The 20612-nt window shown below is 47.7% G+C and carries 17 protein-coding genes and 1 riboswitch; of the genes, 10 read left to right on the top strand and 7 right to left on the bottom strand.

Annotated features, from left to right (window positions below; translation table 11 throughout):
- Window positions 1–10 precede the first annotated feature (10 nt).
- Both H065_RS0115165 and thiC read right to left on the bottom strand, forming a co-directional pair.
- Complete coding sequence (locus tag H065_RS0115165) at window positions 11–1273, bottom strand: alkaline phosphatase (protein ID WP_017813930.1); 1263 nt, start codon at window positions 1271–1273, stop codon at window positions 11–13.
- 456 nt (window positions 1274–1729) lie between these two features.
- Window positions 1730–3472 (bottom strand): phosphomethylpyrimidine synthase ThiC, encoded by a 1743-nt coding sequence (thiC, locus tag H065_RS0115170; RefSeq protein ID WP_017813931.1) that lies wholly within the window; start codon window positions 3470–3472, stop codon window positions 1730–1732.
- A gap of 252 nt (window positions 3473–3724) precedes the next feature.
- On the opposite strand from thiC, the gene H065_RS28275 reads away from it, so the two are divergent.
- Window positions 3725–3958: a hypothetical protein gene (locus H065_RS28275; RefSeq protein ID WP_238557968.1), complete on the top strand. Its 234-nt coding sequence runs from the start codon at window positions 3725–3727 to the stop codon at window positions 3956–3958.
- A riboswitch (TPP riboswitch) is annotated at window positions 3925–4029 on the bottom strand. Its footprint overlaps the gene before it by 34 nt.
- Before the next feature lie 227 nt (window positions 4030–4256).
- Complete coding sequence (locus H065_RS0115175; RefSeq protein WP_017813932.1) at window positions 4257–4877, top strand: VC0807 family protein; 621 nt, start codon at window positions 4257–4259, stop codon at window positions 4875–4877.
- A 123-nt stretch (window positions 4878–5000) separates the two neighbouring features.
- Here the strand turns inward: H065_RS0115175 and H065_RS27925 are convergent, their stop codons facing one another.
- Entirely contained in the window at window positions 5001–5141 is a 141-nt protein-coding gene (locus tag H065_RS27925; RefSeq protein ID WP_193746782.1) for a hypothetical protein, read from the bottom strand.
- Window positions 5142–5413: 272 nt separating this feature from the next.
- On the opposite strand from H065_RS27925, the gene H065_RS0115180 reads away from it, so the two are divergent.
- The 3 genes from H065_RS0115180 (at window position 5414) to H065_RS0115190 (ending at window position 11026) form a co-directional block, all read left to right on the top strand.
- Window positions 5414–6565 carry an iron-containing alcohol dehydrogenase gene (locus H065_RS0115180; RefSeq protein ID WP_017813933.1) on the top strand — a complete coding sequence of 384 codons (1152 nt, stop codon included), beginning with the start codon at window positions 5414–5416 and terminating at the stop codon, window positions 6563–6565.
- 374 nt (window positions 6566–6939) lie between these two features.
- Window positions 6940–7521, top strand: coding sequence for an MOSC domain-containing protein (locus H065_RS0115185; RefSeq protein ID WP_017813934.1), 582 nt, complete (start codon window positions 6940–6942; stop codon window positions 7519–7521).
- 70 nt (window positions 7522–7591) lie between these two features.
- Complete coding sequence (locus H065_RS0115190) at window positions 7592–11026, top strand: DEAD/DEAH box helicase (RefSeq protein ID WP_017813935.1); 3435 nt, start codon at window positions 7592–7594, stop codon at window positions 11024–11026.
- Here the strand turns inward: H065_RS0115190 and H065_RS0115195 are convergent.
- Entirely contained in the window at window positions 11023–12132 is a 1110-nt protein-coding gene (locus H065_RS0115195; RefSeq protein WP_036630085.1) for an HD-GYP domain-containing protein, read from the bottom strand. The genes H065_RS0115190 and H065_RS0115195 overlap by 4 nt on opposite strands.
- Before the next feature lie 367 nt (window positions 12133–12499).
- Here H065_RS0115195 and H065_RS0115200 point away from each other — a divergent pair, with 367 nt between their 5' ends.
- Window positions 12500–13288 (top strand): SDR family oxidoreductase, encoded by a 789-nt coding sequence (locus H065_RS0115200; protein ID WP_017813937.1) that lies wholly within the window; start codon window positions 12500–12502, stop codon window positions 13286–13288.
- 386 nt (window positions 13289–13674) lie between these two features.
- Window positions 13675–14010, top strand: a complete 336-nt coding sequence (locus H065_RS0115205; RefSeq protein WP_017813938.1) for a cupin domain-containing protein — start codon at window positions 13675–13677, stop codon at window positions 14008–14010.
- Between the two features lie 200 nt (window positions 14011–14210).
- Here H065_RS0115205 and H065_RS0115210 read toward each other — a convergent pair whose 3' ends face one another.
- On the bottom strand, window positions 14211–14555 hold the full coding sequence (locus H065_RS0115210) for an MGMT family protein (RefSeq protein ID WP_017813939.1): 345 nt from the start codon (window positions 14553–14555) through the stop codon (window positions 14211–14213).
- Window positions 14556–15025: 470 nt separating this feature from the next.
- On the opposite strand from H065_RS0115210, the gene H065_RS0115215 reads away from it, so the two are divergent.
- A complete protein-coding gene (locus H065_RS0115215; RefSeq protein WP_443146861.1) occupies window positions 15026–16114 on the top strand; it encodes a methyl-accepting chemotaxis protein in 1089 nt (362 codons plus the stop codon).
- Between the two features lie 105 nt (window positions 16115–16219).
- Here H065_RS0115215 and pyk read toward each other — a convergent pair whose 3' ends face one another.
- Window positions 16220–17635 carry a pyruvate kinase gene (gene pyk, locus H065_RS0115220; protein ID WP_017813941.1) on the bottom strand — a complete coding sequence of 472 codons (1416 nt, stop codon included), beginning with the start codon at window positions 17633–17635 and terminating at the stop codon, window positions 16220–16222.
- Window positions 17636–17934: 299 nt separating this feature from the next.
- On the opposite strand from pyk, the gene H065_RS0115225 reads away from it, so the two are divergent.
- Window positions 17935–18711, top strand: coding sequence for an AraC family transcriptional regulator (locus tag H065_RS0115225; RefSeq protein WP_017813942.1), 777 nt, complete (start codon window positions 17935–17937; stop codon window positions 18709–18711).
- Window positions 18712–18769: 58 nt separating this feature from the next.
- Here the strand turns inward: H065_RS0115225 and H065_RS0115230 are convergent, their stop codons facing one another.
- Complete coding sequence (locus tag H065_RS0115230) at window positions 18770–19615, bottom strand: AraC family transcriptional regulator (protein WP_017813943.1); 846 nt, start codon at window positions 19613–19615, stop codon at window positions 18770–18772.
- A 221-nt stretch (window positions 19616–19836) separates the two neighbouring features.
- Here H065_RS0115230 and H065_RS0115235 point away from each other — a divergent pair, with 221 nt between their 5' ends.
- Complete coding sequence (locus tag H065_RS0115235; protein ID WP_152425907.1) at window positions 19837–20484, top strand: hypothetical protein; 648 nt, start codon at window positions 19837–19839, stop codon at window positions 20482–20484.
- Window positions 20485–20612 lie beyond the last annotated feature (128 nt).

The raw sequence follows: 20612 nt of genomic DNA on the forward strand, positions 1-20612 counted from the left end.
CAGTACCGAATTATTTCAATTTCAGCAGTTTGACCAGCTTGTCATGAATCGCTGTGTTCTGGTAGTTGCCGGTAAATTCTTCGGCACCCGGACCCATTGCAGTCAGCGCTACATCTACAGCGCTGTGTCCTCCTGTTGTCCAGTCCACATAGAACTGATCCTTGGAGTTTGCGATTGTGAACGGTCCATCTTCTTTGGATTCGCCGTCACCGGACTCATCATCCGCATCGACTTCCTCGATAACCATACCGCCTGTCTCGTGGTCAGCTGTTACGAGTACGAGGGTATCAGGGTGCTTTTTGGCATAGTCTTTGGCAACTTTGACAGCTTTATCGAGCTGTTGGCCGGCTTTGATTGTCAGAGCAGCATCGTTGTCATGTGCCATCTCGTCCGTTCCTTCTTCTTCTACCATCAGGAAGAAGCCTTTATTGTTTTTGGACAGTACGTCCAGCGCTTTGGTAGTCATGTCCGGAAGGGAGACAGTTGGGTTATATTTGTTACCCAGTTCGTTGTGTGCCTGGAACATTTCTTCGTTGGCGAACAGACCCAGCAGCTTGCCGCTTTTGGATGCTTTCATCTCGGCTGTATCGGTTACGTAGTCATAACCCAGCTTTTTAGCGCGGTCTACCAGATTGCCCTGAGTACCTTTGCTGCCTTCTGATGGATCTTCGGCAGGAGCATCCGGATGAGCACCAGCCGTTCCTTTTGGATACCAGAAGTCTTCGCCGCCACCGAGCAGAACATCAATTTTGCTGTTCTCGATATACTGTTTGGCGATATCGCTCTGTGCAGAGCGGTTCTCCACATGCGAACCAAAAGCTGCACCGGTTGCGTCCGTTACCTGGCTGGTCGTGACCACGCCTGTGGACATACCGGCTTTTTTGGCAAGTTCCATGACAGTGGTAACCGGCTTTTTCTTGGCATCCATGCCGATCGCACCGTTATAGGTTTTAACACCGGTTGCAATAGCCGTTGCCGCTGCTGCAGAGTCGGTAACCAGACTGTCGCTGGAACTGGTGCGTACGAGACCGGATACCGGCATTTTATCCATTTCCAGTGTGCCATTCTTGCCAACTGTCGCATAACGGATTGCATTACGACTTGCTTCACCCATGCCATCACCGATAAACAGGATCACATTTTTGGGAGCCGTTACTTTTTTGGTGGTTGCAGCTGCATCGGCTGTTGTCAAACCGCCGGAAAATAAAGGCACGCTTAATACAGCGGCAGCGCCCAGGGACAGAGCCGCTTTTTTCATGGAAAAATTATTCAAGATTGTCACTCTCCTAATATGTATTCATATGATAGATTGATCATATATCCGATTTGTCATATTAAAATCCTTATTTTGTAAACGCAATATAAAATTGCATATTCCGGCTTCGGCAGGAGGGAATACGCCATAAGTCCAAGGTGGAATCAGGGGTGCTGTGCAAGAGTGTTATACCGGATTGTGATAACAAGCATAATAAGATGCCTTGTATAGAAAAGAGAAACAGAAAACACGTATCTCTTTTGCATAAGGAAAGGAGAGAAAGAAAAATGCAGTATACACAGATAGAAAACCCCGAAAACATCACTGTAATCAGTGACATTTCCGGATGTCTGAGTCATTCATATGGAGAGCTATAAGGAATAGCAATTACTGATTCTCTGTATAGGAGCTGCTTATTCTCTCTCTATATATTGCATCTTCCTACGTATCGCAGGCTTGGTATGGTAAGTTTCTCTAACTATAAATTCGGCTACCGCCTGCCTTGAATTCCTGTGATTTCTCCTGCATTGCTTGTTCCACCTGTACATCGCCGTATTGATCGCGGATATCCTGGGTAATCTTCATGCTGCAGAACTTGGGACCGCACATGGAGCAGAAATGAGCGCTTTTGGCACCTTCGGCAGGCAGTGTCTCGTCATGGTAGCTCATCGCGCGTTCCGGATCGAGGGAGAGGTGGAATTGATCCCGCCAACGGAATTCAAAGCGTGCTCTCGACAGGGCATCATCTCGCTTGCGTGCCTGCGGATGTCCTTTGGCGAGATCGGCAGCATGGGCAGCTATTTTGTAGGCAATTACGCCTTCCTTGACGTCTTCGCGGTTGGGCAGGCCGAGATGTTCCTTGGGCGTGACATAGCAGAGCATGGCCGTTCCATACCAGCCAATCATCGCAGCGCCAATCGCCGAAGTAATATGGTCGTAGCCGGGGGCAATATCCGTCGTCAGCGGTCCCAGGGTATAAAAAGGGGCCTCGTCGCATACTTCCAGCTGGCGGTCCATATTTTCCTTGATCAGATGGATCGGTACATGACCTGGTCCCTCGATCATGACCTGCACGTCATGCTTCCACGCAATATGGGTCAGTTCGCCAAGTGTATCGAGCTCCGCGAACTGGGCTTCATCATTGGCATCGGCGATAGAGCCCGGACGCAGTCCGTCACCGAGGGAAAAGGTGATATCATAACGCTTCATAATCTCGCAAATTTCTTCAAAATGCGTATACAGAAAATTCTCCCGATGATGGGCCAGACACCATGCAGCCATAATCGAACCACCGCGGCTGACGATGCCGGTCACCCGATTGGCTGTCAGCGGAATATAGCGCAGCAGCACACCGGCATGAATAGTAAAGTAGTCTACACCCTGCTCGGCCTGCTCGATCAGCGTATCGCGAAATACTTCCCAGCTCAGATCTTCCGCGCGGCCGTTTACCTTCTCCAGTGCCTGATAAATGGGTACGGTGCCAACAGGTACCGGCGAATTGCGAATGATCCATTCACGGGTCGTATGAATATTTTTGCCGGTGGACAGATCCATGATCGTGTCTGCGCCCCAGCGGATCGCCCAGGTCATCTTCTCCACTTCTTCCTCGATCGATGAAGCGACAGCGGAGTTGCCGATATTGGCATTGATTTTCACATGAAAATGCCGCCCGATAATCATCGGCTCACTCTCGGGATGATTGATATTGGCAGGAATAACAGCTCGCCCGGCTGCCACTTCGGCGCGGACAAATTCAGGTTCCATGCCTTCACGCAGGGCGATAAATTCCATCTCGGGAGTAATGATGCCGCGACGTGCATAATGCAGTTGGGTGACATTGCCCCCAGGGACAGCTGCAGCCGGCTGGTGATGAGCCTGCGGGAATAATTCGGCACCCTGACGTGCTTCGCGCTCGCTGCTCTGGAATCCATTATCCTGCGGCAGTACATGACGCCCTTCATATCGTAGCGTATCCCTGCGCTCCTCGATCCAGTTCTGCCGAAGCGGAGCCAGACCCTGACGGATATTCACTTCACGCCGGGTATCGGTATAAGGACCGCTGGAATCATAAATATGCAGCGGCGCATTGGGAACGATCTCTCCGCGGATCTCGCTATCGGATAAAGCAATCTCGCGTACGGGTACCTGAATGTCTGACCGTGAACCCTCAAGATATACTTTGCGGCTGCCGGGTAGTGGTGTCTGGTAAATAGCCATATAAATAAAAAACCTCCTCGCGAATGTAGATATCCGCTAGGAGACACACTAATACAGGGATGAAAGCATCAAGGTAGAGGAGAAGACTGGGGTGAAGTGATAATCTGCAGTACAGAAAGAAGGCGAATCATAGACGGATAATGACCAAGCCTGTGAATCGGCAGAGCCTGAAGAGAAAGGCTGACTATATGCGCTCGCTCCCTGGCATATACAATAGAACCTATAAGCGGTTCTGTATCCAATCGATCCAGTATGCAGCGAGTAGGCTCATCTGATGCCTCATATGCATGCGCAGCTCATAGTCTGTTCACAGTCTATTGCTATGTGCCTGTTATCTATCTGTTAATTTATGTACGTGTGCAGACCGGCGATTCCTCTGTCAGACTTCCTGCCGGAGGGCAGCACAAAGCCGCCTCCGGGCAGGAAGCGGCAGAAACGGTATCGTCGTATCAACGAAGTCTCAACCACTTTCCTACGCTGGCATGACCCAGATCAGGTTCAAAGGGACCAAAGCAGATGCTTTATCTCAGCCCGTACAGGCGCCCCTAGTGGATACAGTTAACACTATAAGTTGATCTGGATGTAATTGTCAACTTTTGTTATTTTGAGGAAAAGTTCGTATATATGATTGTGTGCAGGAGGATAAACAGATAAATTCCTGATTATTTCGGTCTATAGACGTAGATGATCTAAGCTTAAAGTGGGATGAATATGCATAAATTTAAATATATAATCCGTGTATACATAGTTTGTGCAATTCAATGGATCTGGAGGAGATGTGTTTATGTCCGTACTGCCTGGGCGAAAATATATTATTATGACATTGATTATTAACGGATTGATTCCATGGCTGATCTATATTTTGCTCAAACCGCATATGAGCAGCCTGACAGCATTATCGATTGCGACAGTGGTACCTTTGCTGGACAATCTGATTCATCTGTATCGGCATCGGAATCTGGATGTATTCGGAGGCATTATGCTCTTTACCTTTGTCCTCTCGCTGGTTATGGTGCTGCTCGGAGGCAGCGAGAAGCTACTGTTGATGCGTGAGTCCTTTATTACAGCAGGGGTCGGAGCATTATTCCTGGGATCATTATTAATGCAAAGACCGCTGATCTACCATATGGTGAGCCGGTTTACACCTACTGTAAATGGGGAAGAGAACTGGAAGTATCCTTATTTCCGAAATGTGATGCGCAATATGACGCTGATGTGGGGAATCATTCTGGTACTGGAAGCAGTGACGAAAATAGTCATGATCGCCGAACTTAGTACAGCGACCGTTCTGGCATTTTCCAGTGTAGTATCGTATGGATTTATCGGTCTGGCTATTTTGCTTACGATTGTATACCGCCGTAGATCCTCGGCGAGAATGCAGCAGATCAAACATAATTTTTCCTGAAAAATAGAATAATCAGAATAGTTCTGCATATCAAACAAAGATCCGATGCCTATCGATTCAGGTATCGGATCTTTGTTTGGTGATATTGGCATATCGATCCCTATTCGAATCGTCTGCAGAGGATTAGCTGCCAAATATGCATGCGAGTATGCATACACAAGCCCGATACGCCATGCCGGGGAACGAAAGTATCAGATGAAGTGCAGCCTCAGCCCATTCATTGCGTGACCATGCAGTACTGGATGATTTTACCGGGGTATTCATTCCGTTTCCTCCCTGAAATAGTAGTGTGACATAAAAGGCGAAAAGTCTTTTCAAAATGCATACGTGGAAAATAATGGAACGTTGCTAAAATATAGAATAGAGAACACTAGAACTCTGGAAATGATCATAAAAGTGCTAGCTTAGTTCATCGCATTATATTGTGATTATATTCACAAAAGAAATATTCGTCTCATGATATGATGTATAAGTAAAGAAATACAATCAAAAACAGACGTAAACAAACCATTTTCCATCCTTGAGGAGGAAACGTTATGAGTACGCATATTGTGTATGTACCGAGTATAAATCTGATGGGTCAGGGTTGCTTGCAGGATGCCGGTGCATGTATTGAAGAGCTGGGATTCTCCAAAGCCTTGGTAGTTACCGATAAATTTCTCAGTCACAATGGAACACTGTGCAAAGTGTTGACCATTCTGGAGAATGCCGGCATGAGCTATAAAGTATACGATGACGTCAAACCCAATCCTACAATAGCCAACGTGTATGATGGAGTAAATGTATATAACGAGAATAAATGCGAGTTTATTATTTCGGTCGGCGGCGGCTCTCCCCAGGATGCGGCCAAAGGCATTGGTCTATATGTGACAAATGGTGGGGATTTGCGCAGCTATGAAGGAGTAGGCAAAACCAAAAACGCCTCTGTACCGATTGTGGCGATTAATACAACAGCAGGTACATCGAGTGAATATACAATTAACTATGTCATTACGAATGAAGAGCGCGGGGTCAAAATGGTCATGGTCGACAAAAACAGTCTGGTAACGATCTCGGTCAACGATCCCGAGCTGATGATCGACAAACCTGCAGCACTAACTGCTGCGACCGGCATGGATGCACTGACCCATGCGATCGAAGCGATAGTGACACCCGGAGCATTTACTGTGACAGATGCGACGGCACTGGCAGCAGTAGAGATCATTTTCAATTATCTGCCCCGGGCTGTCCGTAATGGTCATGATATCGAAGCCCGTGAGCAAATGACCTATGTGATGTTTTTGGCGGGACTTGCCTTTAACAATGCCGGTCTGGGTTATGTGCATGCGATGGCTCATCAGCTGGGAGGAATCTACGATCTGCCGCATGGTGTCTGCAATGCGATGCTGTTGCCGATTGTAGAGAGTGAGAACGCCAAGCATGACCCATCCAAATTCCGTGCGATTGCACGGGCTGCAGGCATTACGGTAGATGGCAAATCCGATCAGCAGTGTGCAGAAGAACTGATCGAAGCGATCCGTCTGCTGGCAGCAGAAGTTGGTATTCCGGCACGACTGCAGGAGCTGGGAGTCAATGAAGTGGATCTGGATCGGCTGGCAGACAATGCGATGAAGGATGCCTGTGCGCCTGGTAATCCATATCAACCGGAGCGTGAGGAAGTTATCCGTATGTTCCAGGAGATTCTGTAGATATCCTACACTTCTGAATTGAGGTATCATGCGGTGCTGGCAAGGCAATTTGATTATCCATAGTACGATATTTTCCTGAGAGGCCCGCTGATTGGTGGGTCTTTTTGCTATTCGTAAGGAAAAGAATACTGTAACTTGTCCAACTGTGTAACAGGAGAAGATGCAGAATAGAAGCATATAAGGGAATTCTTCACCTTGTATAATCATGCGCATGGAATATTCATATACAGTTCGATGCAAGAAGGATTATTATGCTGTCTATGCAATTTAGGGACGGCAGAAAAAGGTTGTGTCTGGTGAATGCTCTGCCGGGTATGTCATAATCGAATAAGCGATAAGCTGACTATTCTTGTCATGATCAAAGGAGACATTCCATGAGCCAACTGGACCCAACAATTCCATCGATTCCACCTACCCAGCCGATTACGGTAGAGAGTGTATATATTGCAGATACAAAAGGCAGCTTTGTTACGCGCGAAGTGCCGGAGATTGCGGTCGAACTGGCAGGAATCCCCGGTGATCGACATTATGGACTGCTGCGCCGCGCGGATGCCCGCCAGAAAATATACAAGCGCGGAACGATGATTGCAAATCGCCGTCAGATCAGTATCGTTTCCTACGAGGAATGTCTGGAGATTGCGCAGCACATGAAGCTGACGGAGATACGGCCGGAATGGCTCGGTGCCAATCTGATTATACGTGGACTGGAGCAGCTGACTCTGCTGCCTGCGGGAGCAAGGCTGTTATTTCCGGATGGAACCGGACTGATTTGTGAAGGGGAAAATGAACCCTGCCGCAAGCCTGCCAAAATGATAGAAAGTATCCTTGAACAGCCGGGAATTGCTTCCCGATTCATGCCTGCTGCCAAAAAGCGCCGCGGCATTGTCTGCTCGGTCGAGCGGGAAGGTATTATTCGTCAAGGGGATACGATACAGATCATCACTGCCCATCTATGATACGTATCTATCATCCCTATCGCGGTATGGCAAAACAGGCTGAATCAATCAGCCGGACAGGAGCATGCCCATGAGCACTGAATTCAATCTGCCCGCCATTCAGCGATGGTGCGGCAAAACATCCTACAACAAAGGAATGGCTTATTACCGTTCAGGAAAAGTATCTTTTACGCGTTACGATGATCATCGTAGGCAATATGAAGCGAATATACAGATTCGAACCAATCAGCAGGAACAGGTCCATCTGCATTTTGATGAAGCAGGCAAGGCCCATGCGCATTGTACCTGCCCCTCGCTGGCTTCCTATACATCTTACTGCCAGCATGTGGCAGCTGTAATGATTCATGTCTACGAGTCGGGAGAGCTGGGATTACCGCCGCTTTTGGATACGACAGCTTCTATTTCAGCCGTGCACAACGTTGAGTCTGCCCAGCAGCCAGTTACAGCTACCGATGAAGATACAGATAACCAGCTGGCTGCAGAATTACTCAGTCTGTTCACGAGTCCTATCCGACGACCTGGCGGACGAAGAACCTACTTTGAGACCCGTACTGCACTGCATGTGGAATGGATCTGCCGACCGGTGGCCTACGGTAATGGACAATACCGGCTCGGTCTGGAAATGAAAGCAGGACTGAAACGTCCTTATATTGTGCAGCATATTCAGGAATTTCTGGAATGTGTACGCAGCCGCAGAAGCTATGTGTTCTCGGCCAAATTTATGTATGACCCGGAGCTGCACAGCTTCAGCCGGGAAGATGATGAAGTGATCCGGCAGCTGCTGCTTATTCAGCGGGACGAACAGCCGGAGCTGCCAGCTGATCAATGGGCTGGGAAAGGTACAGGTCATAGTCGACCGATACCAAGTGCGGCAGGTCAGCCCAATCAGCGGATGTTGATAATCCCGGTATCTCATTGGCCCCAGCTGCTGCAGGCTATTATCCAGGCACCCATAGTCCGGCTGGCGTATCAGGAGCAGACTTTTGAAGGTATCGTCCATCGTCCGGGACCGCTGCCGTTGTACTTTGAACTGGATCTGCTGGATGACCAGGAAAAAGGGGACGAACAGAGTCCACTTCACGAGGCTTCCGTCCGAAGCCGTACAGCAGATACGATGTACCAACTGCGTGTAGACGGTATTCAGCAGATGATCGTGCTGGAATCCTATGGGATGGTCATTTATAACGGTGAATTTATCTCGCTCCAAGAAGAAGACTGCCGCCGGTTAAGCGGACTGCAGCAGCTGATGGCAGCTTCGGCTCATCAGCAGCACCGGCTCATCATTCCGCCGGATCAGCTGGAACCGTTGGTACAGCAGGTTATTCCCGGACTCACCCGACTGGGAAATGTCCAGATGACTCGCCGGGTATCGGAGATTGTCGTGCAGACTCCCCTGCAGGCGAGACTGTATCTGGATCACGTCCGGGATCGGTTGCTGGCAGGTCTGGAATTTCAATATGGGGATGTCATTATTAATCCGCTGAATCCTACACCTGCACAAGAGGACGAACGCATCCTGCTACGTGACGGTGAAAAAGAAGAAGAAATCCTGAGGCTGATAGACGAGGCTTCTTTTGCAGCTACCGAAGGTGGCTATTTTCTGAACGATGAGGAAGCGGAGTATGAATTTCTGTATCATATCGTTCCCCGGTTGGAAAAGCTGGTTAAGATCTATGCCACTTCTGTAGTCAAATCGAGAATCCAGGACCCTCTCGCTGCGCCGCGCATTACGGTACATACCGATTCCCGGCATGACTGGCTGGAATTCAAATTCGAACTGGATGGTATTCCGGAATCGGCTATTGTGCAGGTTCTGAAATCGCTGCAGGAACAGCGTCGATATTATCGTCTGCCGAGCGGAACCTTTTTGCCTCTGGAGGATGAGCAGTTCCGGCAGGCGGCTGATTTTATCCGCCGTACGGGTATGGCACTGCCTACGGATGAACAGGCACTGGAAGACGGGGTATTGTTCCGTATACCGGTTATTCATGGGCTGGAAGCACTCGATGCGGCGGATCAGAATGAAGTGGTTCGGTTTGACCGTTCGGTAAGAAGACTGCTGGAAAGTATCCGTAATCCCGATCTGTATGATGCCCCTGTGCCCTCATCACTGGCGCCGATTCTGCGGGATTATCAGCAGTATGGCTATCAATGGCTCAGAACACTGGCCCATTACGGATTTGGTGGTATTCTGGCAGATGATATGGGACTTGGCAAGACGCTGCAAAGTATTACCTTTATCGCTTCGGTATTGTCGGAGATCCGCAGCAGCGGCGAGCCGGCGATTATCGTAGCCCCTGCTTCATTGACCTACAATTGGCAGTATGAGTTCCGCCGCTTCACACCCGATATTCGTACAACCATTATCGATGGCAGCCGAATACAGCGTCAGCGGCAATGGCAGGAGATTCATCGCTCGGACAGTAATGGACTGGGCACGGATGTTATTATCACGTCCTATCCACTGCTGCGCCGGGATGTGGAATATGCCCGTCAGGGTTCATTTCATACCATGATTCTGGATGAGGCGCAGTCCTTCAAAAATGCACTTACGCAGACAGCGCGAGCCGTCAAGCAGATTCAGGCGCGCCATCGATTCGCTCTGACCGGTACACCGATTGAGAATTCAATCTATGAGCTGTGGTCGATCATGCATGTCATTATGCCTGGACTGCTCGGTACACGCAAGGAGTTTGCCGATCTGGAAGCACGTACGATTGCCAAAAGAATACGTCCATTTGTACTAAGACGCATGAAATCGGACGTATTAAAAGAACTGCCGGACAAGCTGGAGACGACTCATGTATCGGAACTTCTGCCCGAGCAGAAAAAAATATATGCCGCTTATTTGGCCCAGCTGCAGCAGGATGCACTGGAGCATCTATACGAGAAGAATTTTGCCGAATACCAGATTCGCATTCTGGCTGGACTCACTCGTCTGCGCCAGATTTGCTGTCATCCGGGATTGTTCGTACAGGATTATGAAGGTGGCTCTGCCAAGCTGGAACAGCTGCTGGAGATTGTGAATGATTACCGGGATGCCGGCAAACGTATCCTTGTATTCTCGCAGTTTACAGGCATGTTATCGAGGATTCGTGAAGAATTGCGTCAGTACAATGTACCTTATTTTTATCTGGATGGCTCTACACCTTCAGCGGAACGGGTTGAACTGTGCCGAAGATTTAACGAAGGAGAACAGGATGTATTTCTGATTTCACTCAAAGCGGGAGGAACCGGACTGAATCTGACCGGAGCGGATACAGTCATATTGTATGATCTGTGGTGGAATCCGGCTGTAGAGGAACAGGCAGCTGATCGGGCACACCGCATGGGACAGCAGAATCGGGTGCAGGTCATTCGCATGGTAGCCAGAGGAACCGTAGAGGAGAAAATGCTGGAGCTGCAGCAGAGCAAAAAAGATTTGATCGACGAAATTATCCAACCCGGTCAAGATGCGACGCCTGTGCTGACCGAGCAGGATATCCGGGAACTGCTGATGATTTAGGTGGTTGGTGCGGGCATATGGGCATTCATGCCTTCTACTGCGGTAATCATAACGGTATGGTGAGCCAGCAGATCCAGATCAAAAGGTGCCATGATTCGTTCACCGGCTTCGTTGTACAGAATTCGTACGATGGGACGCTGTGGAATAGCGGAGTGAATATGGACGACAACTCCCCGTAAGCCACTACTCAAGGTTACGGTCAGTCCAATCGGGTAAATAGCAATACGGCTTTTGAAGATAGCGAGCATGTCTTTGTCATACAGACTGCCGGAGCCGGAATACAGTACTTCCAGCGCCTCATGGGGCAGCATCGCAGCACGATAGACCCGACTGGTCGTAAGCGCGTCATAGGAATCGGCAATACCGATCCATTTGGCATATTCATGAATCTCATGTTCCCGCAGACCGCGCGGATAGCCGCTTCCGTTCAGCCGTTCATGATGCTGATAGGCGCAGTGAGCGGCCAGTAGGGGAATGCCGGGCTCATCTTTTAGCATTTTGTAACCGTACTCGGTGTGAAGTTTGATGATATTATATTCCGCATCCGTCAGTCTGCCCGGCTTGAACAGTACTTCATTTGGAATATAGGATTTGCCTACATCGTGCAGCAGGGAGCCAATGCCCAGCACCTTCATTTCCTCCTGGGAATATCCGTGTACTTTTCCCAGTAAAAGTGTATAGATGCATACATTGAGCGAGTGGTAATATAAATAGTTATCCTTGGTATGCATGCTCATCAGCATTACCATAACTTCCGGATCGGCGCTGATCTCACTGATAATAGTATCAATAATACCGGCAAATGATTTGCCGATAATCGGATAGGATTTCTTCTGTACACTTGGATCAGCAAGAGTTCGGAAATGAGTACGAATCTCACTGAGTGCTTTGCGCTTGATATCTGGGGAGACAATATCTCGGACAATTACATCATCCGTATCTTTATCCAGGATATAGATATAGTCCAGACCATGATTATATAATTTGCGAATAATGCCGGAGGTCAGTTCCACTCCTTCGGAAAGCAGCACAACACCTTCGTCATTGTATATTTTTTTCGCGAGTCGCATCCCGGGCTGGAGCGAGGTGATAGGTAATAGCCTCAATATTTGTCACTTCCATCTGTTCTGGAGTTAGCCACTCATGAGTCGGCACTGGCCACATGATTCACTTCCGTATAAACTGCCGTAGAATGACTATGTATGTGGATGAGTGCAAAAGTAAGGGCATGTATGCGGACAGTATATAAAGTATATCGTCATTTCTTCACAAATTTATAATAATTATAGGGCGTATTTGTAAAATACGACAGAGCTAGTATTGGAAGTTCAGATAGGCGAATGGAAATAAGGCAGATTAAACGCTCGTATGTTCCCATTTTCATAAGGAATGACTGGAAAACAGCAGATTTTGACGCCAATAAGATAAATTTGGATCGTATCTAAATTCCCGTCAGGAAGAGGAGGAAGAACAATGGAACTCGGATTATATGGAAAATCGGTATTTGTCGCAGCAGGCAGCAAAGGTCTCGGGCGGGCAAGCGCACTGGAATTTGCCCGGGAAGGAGCACTGGTGACGATAGCAAGTCGTAATATGGAACATTTGGCAGAGGCAGCGCGAGAGATCGAAGCGGCGACCGGACAACAGGTACATACGGTACGCATGGATGTGGGAGATAAGGAACAGATCCAGCAGGCCATCCAGAGTGCACAGGATACGTATGGACGGCTGGATGTGCTGGTCACCAATGCAGGCGGACCGCCAGCTGGTAAGTTTGCGGATATGGATGATGAGCAGTGGCAGCAGTCGTTTGAACAGAATCTGCTCAGTACGATCCGTCTGATTCGCGCCGCTCTACCTGCTCTTCAGGCAGCAGGTGGTGGACGTATCGTGAATATCGCTTCTTCTTCGGTCAAGCAGCCGATCGATGGACTGATTCTCTCCAATGTGTTCCGTGCCGGTATTCAGGCACTCACCAAAAGCCTGGCTTCGGAATATGCTGCTGATCGTATTCTGATTAATACGGTAGCACCTGGACGGATTGCAACAGAACGCATTATGGAGCTGGATCAAAAACGCGCCGGGACAGAGCAGCGGACGCTGGAGGAGATACAGACCGAATCACTACGTCAGATTCCACTGGGGCGTTTGGGTACACCCGAAGAATTTGGCCGGATGGTCGCTTTCTATGGTTCCTTTGCCAATACGTATGTAACCGGACAGTCTCTGCTGGTAGATGGCGGAACGATCCGGGCATACTAAGCCAATGGAACGCATACGGATTAGCTGTATTCGAGAATGAAAAGCACAATTTGGCAAACGATTAGAGTATTCGATTTCAATATATGTGACAATAATGTGTCATATCTGTGGGATAATGTGATATATAAAAGGCCGGGAATTCTATATTCCGGCCTTTTTGGTCTTTTAAACGATAAAAATCGACTTTTTCCAATATTAATGGTAAAAAGTAACTACTTATTTATTTTGTTTTTTGTGAAAGTATACACTGTTTCTTTGTTTCAAAAAAGTGTTACAATATGTATCACATGAATCGGAATGTATCACATGAATCGGAGCTTTTAAATATAACACTTGTTGTTGAATAAACGTACAAGATACTAACAAATGAGGAGGAGATGTAAGAAATGATTAACACGAGCTTGAGTAATATTGGAATCTGGGAATTGGTGGAGCCGGGGGTACGACGTAAAGTATTTGAACCAGGCACCTCTCTAATGATGATGGAAGTCCACTTTGAAGCCGGTGCGCAGAGTGCCGAGCATTCCCATCCGCATGAGCAGATGAGCTACTGCATGAAAGGGCTATTCCGTTTTGTTATTGATGGTAAAGCCTACGAACTAAGTGCAGGCAAAGCGCTGAATATTCCGGCAGGCGCAGTTCATTCTGCCCGTGCGCTGGCTCCAGGAATTCTGCTGGATACCTTTACTCCAGTACGTGAGGATATTGTTAGAACGATGTAAAGTCATTTGTAGGTAAGTGTATTAAACACATCCTTTCCAAAGTTGTGAAAACCACATTGTAATAAAGTGGGCAGTTGATAGTTAACAGTTGATTCGGAATCTATTCTGTTGCATTTATGCATGCAGAAGAGGTTTCGGATCAGCTGTTTTTTATTTGCAGCAAGCAGAACCAGCCCGGTGGCAGGCTTACTATAAGTGGTTTACTGCTCGTCTTGAATACGATTCATGAGGTCCTCTTCCGATGGATAATAACTATACTTCGTCAGGTCAATCCGCTGCTCTATACTAAATATAATGCCTTCCTCTTCCAGCAGTGCACGCTGTTCAAAGCTGGACTCATCCTCCTGTATAGCAATCTCGCCGTATTTATTAACAACACGATGCCAGGGCAGATTATGTTTGCGGCTCATGGAGTGCAGAATACGAACCACTTGTCTTGCAGCACGCGGACTGCCGGCTGCTGCAGCTACCTGTCCATAGGACATCACTTTGCCCTCGGGAATAGAACGAATAACCTGTACGGCTTTTGCGGTAAATGGCTGCATCATATACCTCCTTTTAATGATTTTTTATCAAATATAAACGGTCTCTTTTGCAAGCAGGCTGCTCTGTACCATATAGGATGTGGATATTCGCTTTATCCATTATATGTACCTCATGTTTGCGCTCATTGCTCGATTGTATCATTTGCAGACTACAGAATAACGGATAACAAATAACACCGATAAAATTGGTGGTTATAAATAAAAACACATAATAATTACCATGGATTCGATATTTTTTCGTTATTTTAATCGAAAAATGTTATATAAAGTCGAATAATGGGTACAAAGACTTATAATATTTTGCCGAATAATTACGAGAATAGAATTATAGTGATTCGAAAAGACTAATTCCAAGGAATCATTTAACATCGGATAGGATTTGTTTTTTGGAAAAGAAAGCCGGCAGCAGGATAAGCCGTATTACAGAATGAGCAGATCGATAGTCTGCACAAAGGAGAGAACGAATGTCTATTTTTACTGCAAAACGCACTCATGTATCCTTGAACGAACTGCTTGAAGCAAGCCGACGTCTGGCAGCTGATGCCCGCAAATCTTCAGCACAATTACAACTGCAAAGCGACGATGCCAGCATGATCGAGATTGTAAACAACATCAATGAGGTACTTCAAGCTGTACAAACCGAAAAAAATGATGTGAAAATGCGCATGGATCTGGTCACCAAAGCGATTCATGTGGGACTGTGGGATATGGAAGTAGAAGCCGGCGATCCGGTCAATCCGAACAATGCTTTTACATGGACTGATGAATTCCGTCATATGCTCGGTTATCACAGTGAACAGGAATTCCCGAATGTGCTGGACAGCTGGGCTTCGCGTCTGCATCCGGAAGACAAGGAAGAAGCATTGAACGCTTTTGCAGCCCATTTGAATGACCATACCGGCCGTACACCATTTGCCATCGATTATCGTCTGCAGCTCAAAAATGGCGAATACCGCTGGTATCATGCAGGAGGCACAACGCTCCGGGATGCCAAAGGAGCACCGCTGCGCGTAGCAGGCACGATCCGCGATATTACGTATGAGAAAAACAAAAATGATGTTGTGGAGGCTATGACTGCACGTATGTCCCAGTTGTCTCAATCGATCAGTGAGATGTCTACCGCGATTGATTCGGTTACCGGACAGGCGCAGGATCTGGCAAGTGCTCAGGAACATTCTACAGAAGCTGCCCACAAAGCACAGAATAGCGCAGAAGAAACCAAAAACATCTCTGCTTTTATCCGTGAAATTGCCAATCAGACCAATATGCTGGGCTTGAATGCATCGATCGAAGCAGCACGTGCCGGTGAATACGGAAGAGGATTCTCTGTTGTTGCCGATGAAGTACGCAAGCTGGCTATCCACAGTGCAAATGCTACAGAGAACATTGAGAGTAGCCTGGGTGAGATGAAAGACCAGATCGGAGAAATTCTGGAGCAGATCGCCAATATGACGACGCTGACCCAGTCACAGGCAGCATTGACCCAGCAGCTGAATGCATCCATGGATGAGATCAATCATATGTCCCAATCGCTGGTAGAGTATGCACGCAAAATTTAATTTTTCCAGATTACGATTTCAACACATTTGCTAAATAAAACAAGCCACGAATCACTGTAGAGGATTCGTGGCTTGTTGCTGTATATGGACGATACAGGAAGTGGTTTATACCTGTTGGATTTTGAGTAGGTTGGTGTTACCGGATTGACCAATCGGTACACCGGCAGACAGAACGACGATATCGCCTGCGCAAATATGACCTGTAGTTACGGCATTGCGAATCGCGGATTCGAACATTTCATCCGTGCTGGATACCGCTTCACCTTTGACCGGAATAACGCCGGACAGCAGGCACACTTTGTTCAGTACCGCATCGTTGTGGGTAACAGCGATGATCGGAGCGCTTGGACGATATTTGGAGATCATGCGGGCAGTGAAGCCGCTCTCGGTCGAGATAATGATTGCCTTGGCGTTCAGTTCGAGAGATGCGCTAACTGCGCCCTGGCTGATCACTTCGGTAATGTTGGTAGATTGCAGTGCTCTTTTGCGGGAAAATTGCTCTTGGTAATCCAGCATGCTCTCGGCACGTTTGGCTACAGCAGCCATCGTCTGTACGGACTGTACCGGATATTTACCGGCAGCGGATTCTCCGGACAGCATGATTACGTCTGCTCCTTGCAGTACAGCATTAGCAACGTCACTGACCTCGGAACGGGTAGGACGAGGATTCACCTGCATGGATTCCAACATATGCGTCGCAACGATAACCGGTTTACCGGCTACATTACACTTATCGATCATTTCTTTTTGCAGAGCGGGTACGTCCTGGATCGGCACTTCAACACCCAGATCGCCACGGGCTACCATGATACCATCGGAAGCTTCGATAATATCATCGAGGTTTTCCATACCTTCGGCATTCTCGATTTTGGAATAAATCTGTACATCTTCGGCATTGTTTTTCGCCAGAATATCACGGATTTCGCGGATATCATCGCCTTTGCGGACAAAGGAAGCTGCGATCATCTCGATATTTTGTTCCAGGCCAAAGTGAATGTGCATCACGTCACGCTCGGTAACGCCCGGCAGGGAAGTATGAATACCCGGCAGATTGACACCTTTACGAGGCTTGATGGTACCGCCGCTGACGATATCACACACAATCTCGCTATCGCGAACTTCACGTACGGTCAGATCAATCAGTCCATCATCCAGCAGAATACGGTCGCCGGCATGAACATCCTGGTTCAGCTGCGGATAGTTAACACCGATACGCTCGGCATCACCCAGAATCTCTTCGGTCGTAAGAATAAGCTGATTGCCGGTACGCAGTTCAAAGGAAGCTTCTTTGAGTTTGCCAATACGTACTTCAGGTCCTTTGATATCCATCATGATTGGTACAAATGTATTCAGCTCGGCTGCAGCCTGGCGTACGTTACGAATACGCATCACGTGATCTTCCAGCTCGCCGTGAGCCATATTCAGACGGGCTACAGTCATGCCAGCCTGGATCATTTCCTTAAGCATTTCGATTGAGTCACAAGCGGGTCCCATTGTACAGATGATTTTAGTTCTTAACATTGAATAATCCTCCTCGAGTATGCAGGCTGGTATAAGGATCAGCCTTGTTGTAGTAGCGGCTGTCCGAATGTCCCATTTCTGTCCTGCCATGCTGGGAGGACCGTTATCCGGCAACCTGTAGTATATAATTCATTGTAGCTGTAACATACACAGACTGCTATGAACTATTGTACAATCAATGTACTATAGTATGATTTAAGAACAGCAATAAAGCGCAGTTTATGACAAAATGCAGCTAAAAAGTCTGATAATCTCCGGAAAAAGATTCAAATCCTGTTTGATGCAAGGAGGTACAGCATATGCTGGAAGTAGTGGAAGTGCAGGAACAGCACCAGATGGACTGGTATGAAGAACAGTATCTGAAAGAGGATGAATACAGTCTTGTTTTGATTACATATGGCAATTGTGTGTACTGGGTGAATGGACAAAAGCGGATTTTGGAGAAAGGAGAATTGCTACTCATTCCGCCTGGAGCTGCTTATTATGGCAAAAGCGTTCCTACCCGTGTTCATACCAAGCAGGTGATTCGCTTCCGGGTACAACAGTATGTACTGCCTTTGCTGCAGAGCCAGAAGGTATTGCAAATGAAGCCTGGCGGCTATGATCTATACCATGATCGTCTCCGGCATATTGCCATGCAGTGGCGGGATAAGCCTGCCTATTATCGGCTGCTGGCGGATTCGCTGTTGGTGCAGCTACTCGTCGAGCTTAACCGTGAATATGATCGCGGTATGATCCGTGAGGACAAGCAGCGTCTGGTTGATGCGATGAAGCAGCATATCCAGCAAAATTACAGCCGCCGGATTACCAAGGAGCATCTCGGTGAACTCATCCAGCGAACTCCCAATTATGCGGCTTCGCTGTTCAAAAATATAACTGGCCAGACGATCAGCGAATATGTCCATGATCAGCGTATGAAGCGGGCAGTCTATATGCTAACCGAATCCCAGCTGACGATCGCCGAGATCGCCGAATTTCTGGGCTATCAGGAAGTGTCGTACTTTTACCGGATATTCAAACGTAAAATGGGTGTGGCTCCGGCAGAGATGATGCATGACCGCTCTTCTGTTCTGTAAGCAGCAAGCTGCTGTGAAGAAATGTCGACCAGAGCGAGCGAAGCAAGAGAAAGCAGGATCAAGGACCGGTCTGCAGCAGCTCTTCACGCAGACGGCGCGGAGAAGCGCCTTTGATTTTTTTGAACATTTTGGAGAATAAAAAAGGATCTTCATAGCCAACCGAGCGAGAGACTTCGCTGACCGACAGATCGGTATGATGCAGCAACTCTACAGCACGGTTCATTCGGTACTCCAGCATAAATGCCTGAAGGGACATGCCAAACCTGGCTTTGAACAGGCTGGACAGATAGGTACGATCCAGACCTGCTGCCTGTGAAATGTCCAATACGCTGATCTTCTGGCTGTAGCTGTTCTCGATATATTCGATCGCCTGACGGATATGGGACTCCTTGGAGCGGGAGTGGTGGGCGGCAGCTGTGTGAACCGGCAGGCGGGCAATCAGCGTATACATCAGCTGATAAAGGATACCCTGGGCCTGGATATCTCCGGCAGGTTGATTGGCTGTCTCCAGCAGCCGCTCATAGAAGCTGCCAAATATCGATTCAGGATGCATCCGGTAGACGGGAGAGGAGACCGTGAGCTGCGACCGCTCCATCAGCGACAGCGCTTGCAAACCGCGGAAGCCGATCCATGAATATACCCATGGTTCAACAGGATCTGCCTCGTACTGTACAATCGTATCCGGCGGAATCAAGAATCCCTGACCGTGGCCCAGATGATATTCTGCATCTCCTATTCGCAGGGTACCTGTGCCTGCGTGAATATAATGCAAAATATAGGCATCCCGTATACCGGGTCCCCATGCATGACCGGGTAGACATTCTTCCTTGCCAAAAAAAAGCAGATGAAGATCCAGCGGCTGGTGGGCATCGGAGTGAGTATAGATTGTATGATTAAGCGGCATAATATAAAGATTCCTTTCTAAACGAATATCATGTGTATTTATATTATGACAGGTTATATAATGATTTAGAAGCATGATTTCAATAAACAAACTTGCATTATGACATGAAAAATTGAATTTCACAGCAATTGGTGACAATATAGTGAATTGCAGGAAATCACTGGTGTTTAGTCCAAAAGGATTTATTGGGACAGAGGAAAGAATAAGTGGTTTATGATAGTATGAGATACATATTATTCCGTGATCAGATCAGCATTGGATTATTATTCAGAAGGGAGCGGAAGCATATCCATATTGAGAAGAATCTGCTAATCACCTGCATAATCGTATTTATGCTGATCTGTATGTATTCCTATTTCAAATTTGTCCGCTCTCCGCGGCGTGATCCCGAATCCAGTCAGCCGGTAGATCCACTGGAAAAAATGTTCCGCCCTTCGAGTCTATTCGATCGTCTGTCGATGGCAATATTGATCTCGCTTGGACTGGTCGTTGTCGTAGCAGGTGCTTCTTTTGCAGCGTATGCCTTTTTCTACCTTGGTTCGCTGATTCATCTGATCCGGTTCGACGGACGGGACAGTGCACTGATCTATTCCGTCTGGACGGTCGCAGGTTTATTTTTACTGGCGATTTATGTACAGCCGGCTACGGTAGAATATGTATATCCGCTGCTGCGTCGCAGTCTGAAGTTCTGGCAGACTCAGGTGATTGCTATTGTGCGTAATACGATTCTGCTCTACACACTATCGGAGATTCAACCGGGTGTAGATACTTCCGGCATCTGGGGCGCTCTTGGTCTGGCCGCTGTTTTTCAGCTGATCCAGTGCATTCGTTTTGACGAGGATCTGGAAGAAGAATTACGGCGCAAATAATCAATTTTCGCAAATGATGATTTTTATAATGGAATAACGACCGTGATGCGATTCGCTATGCTAAAATAATACAAAAAATGGAATCCGGGTGCTTCGTATCCTATGAGATAGGGTGCAGTACCCGAGGG

It is taken from the genome of Paenibacillus shenyangensis (genome assembly GCF_000346635.1).
GTDB classification, from domain to species: Bacteria; Bacillota; Bacilli; order Paenibacillales; family Paenibacillaceae; genus Saccharibacillus; species Saccharibacillus dauci.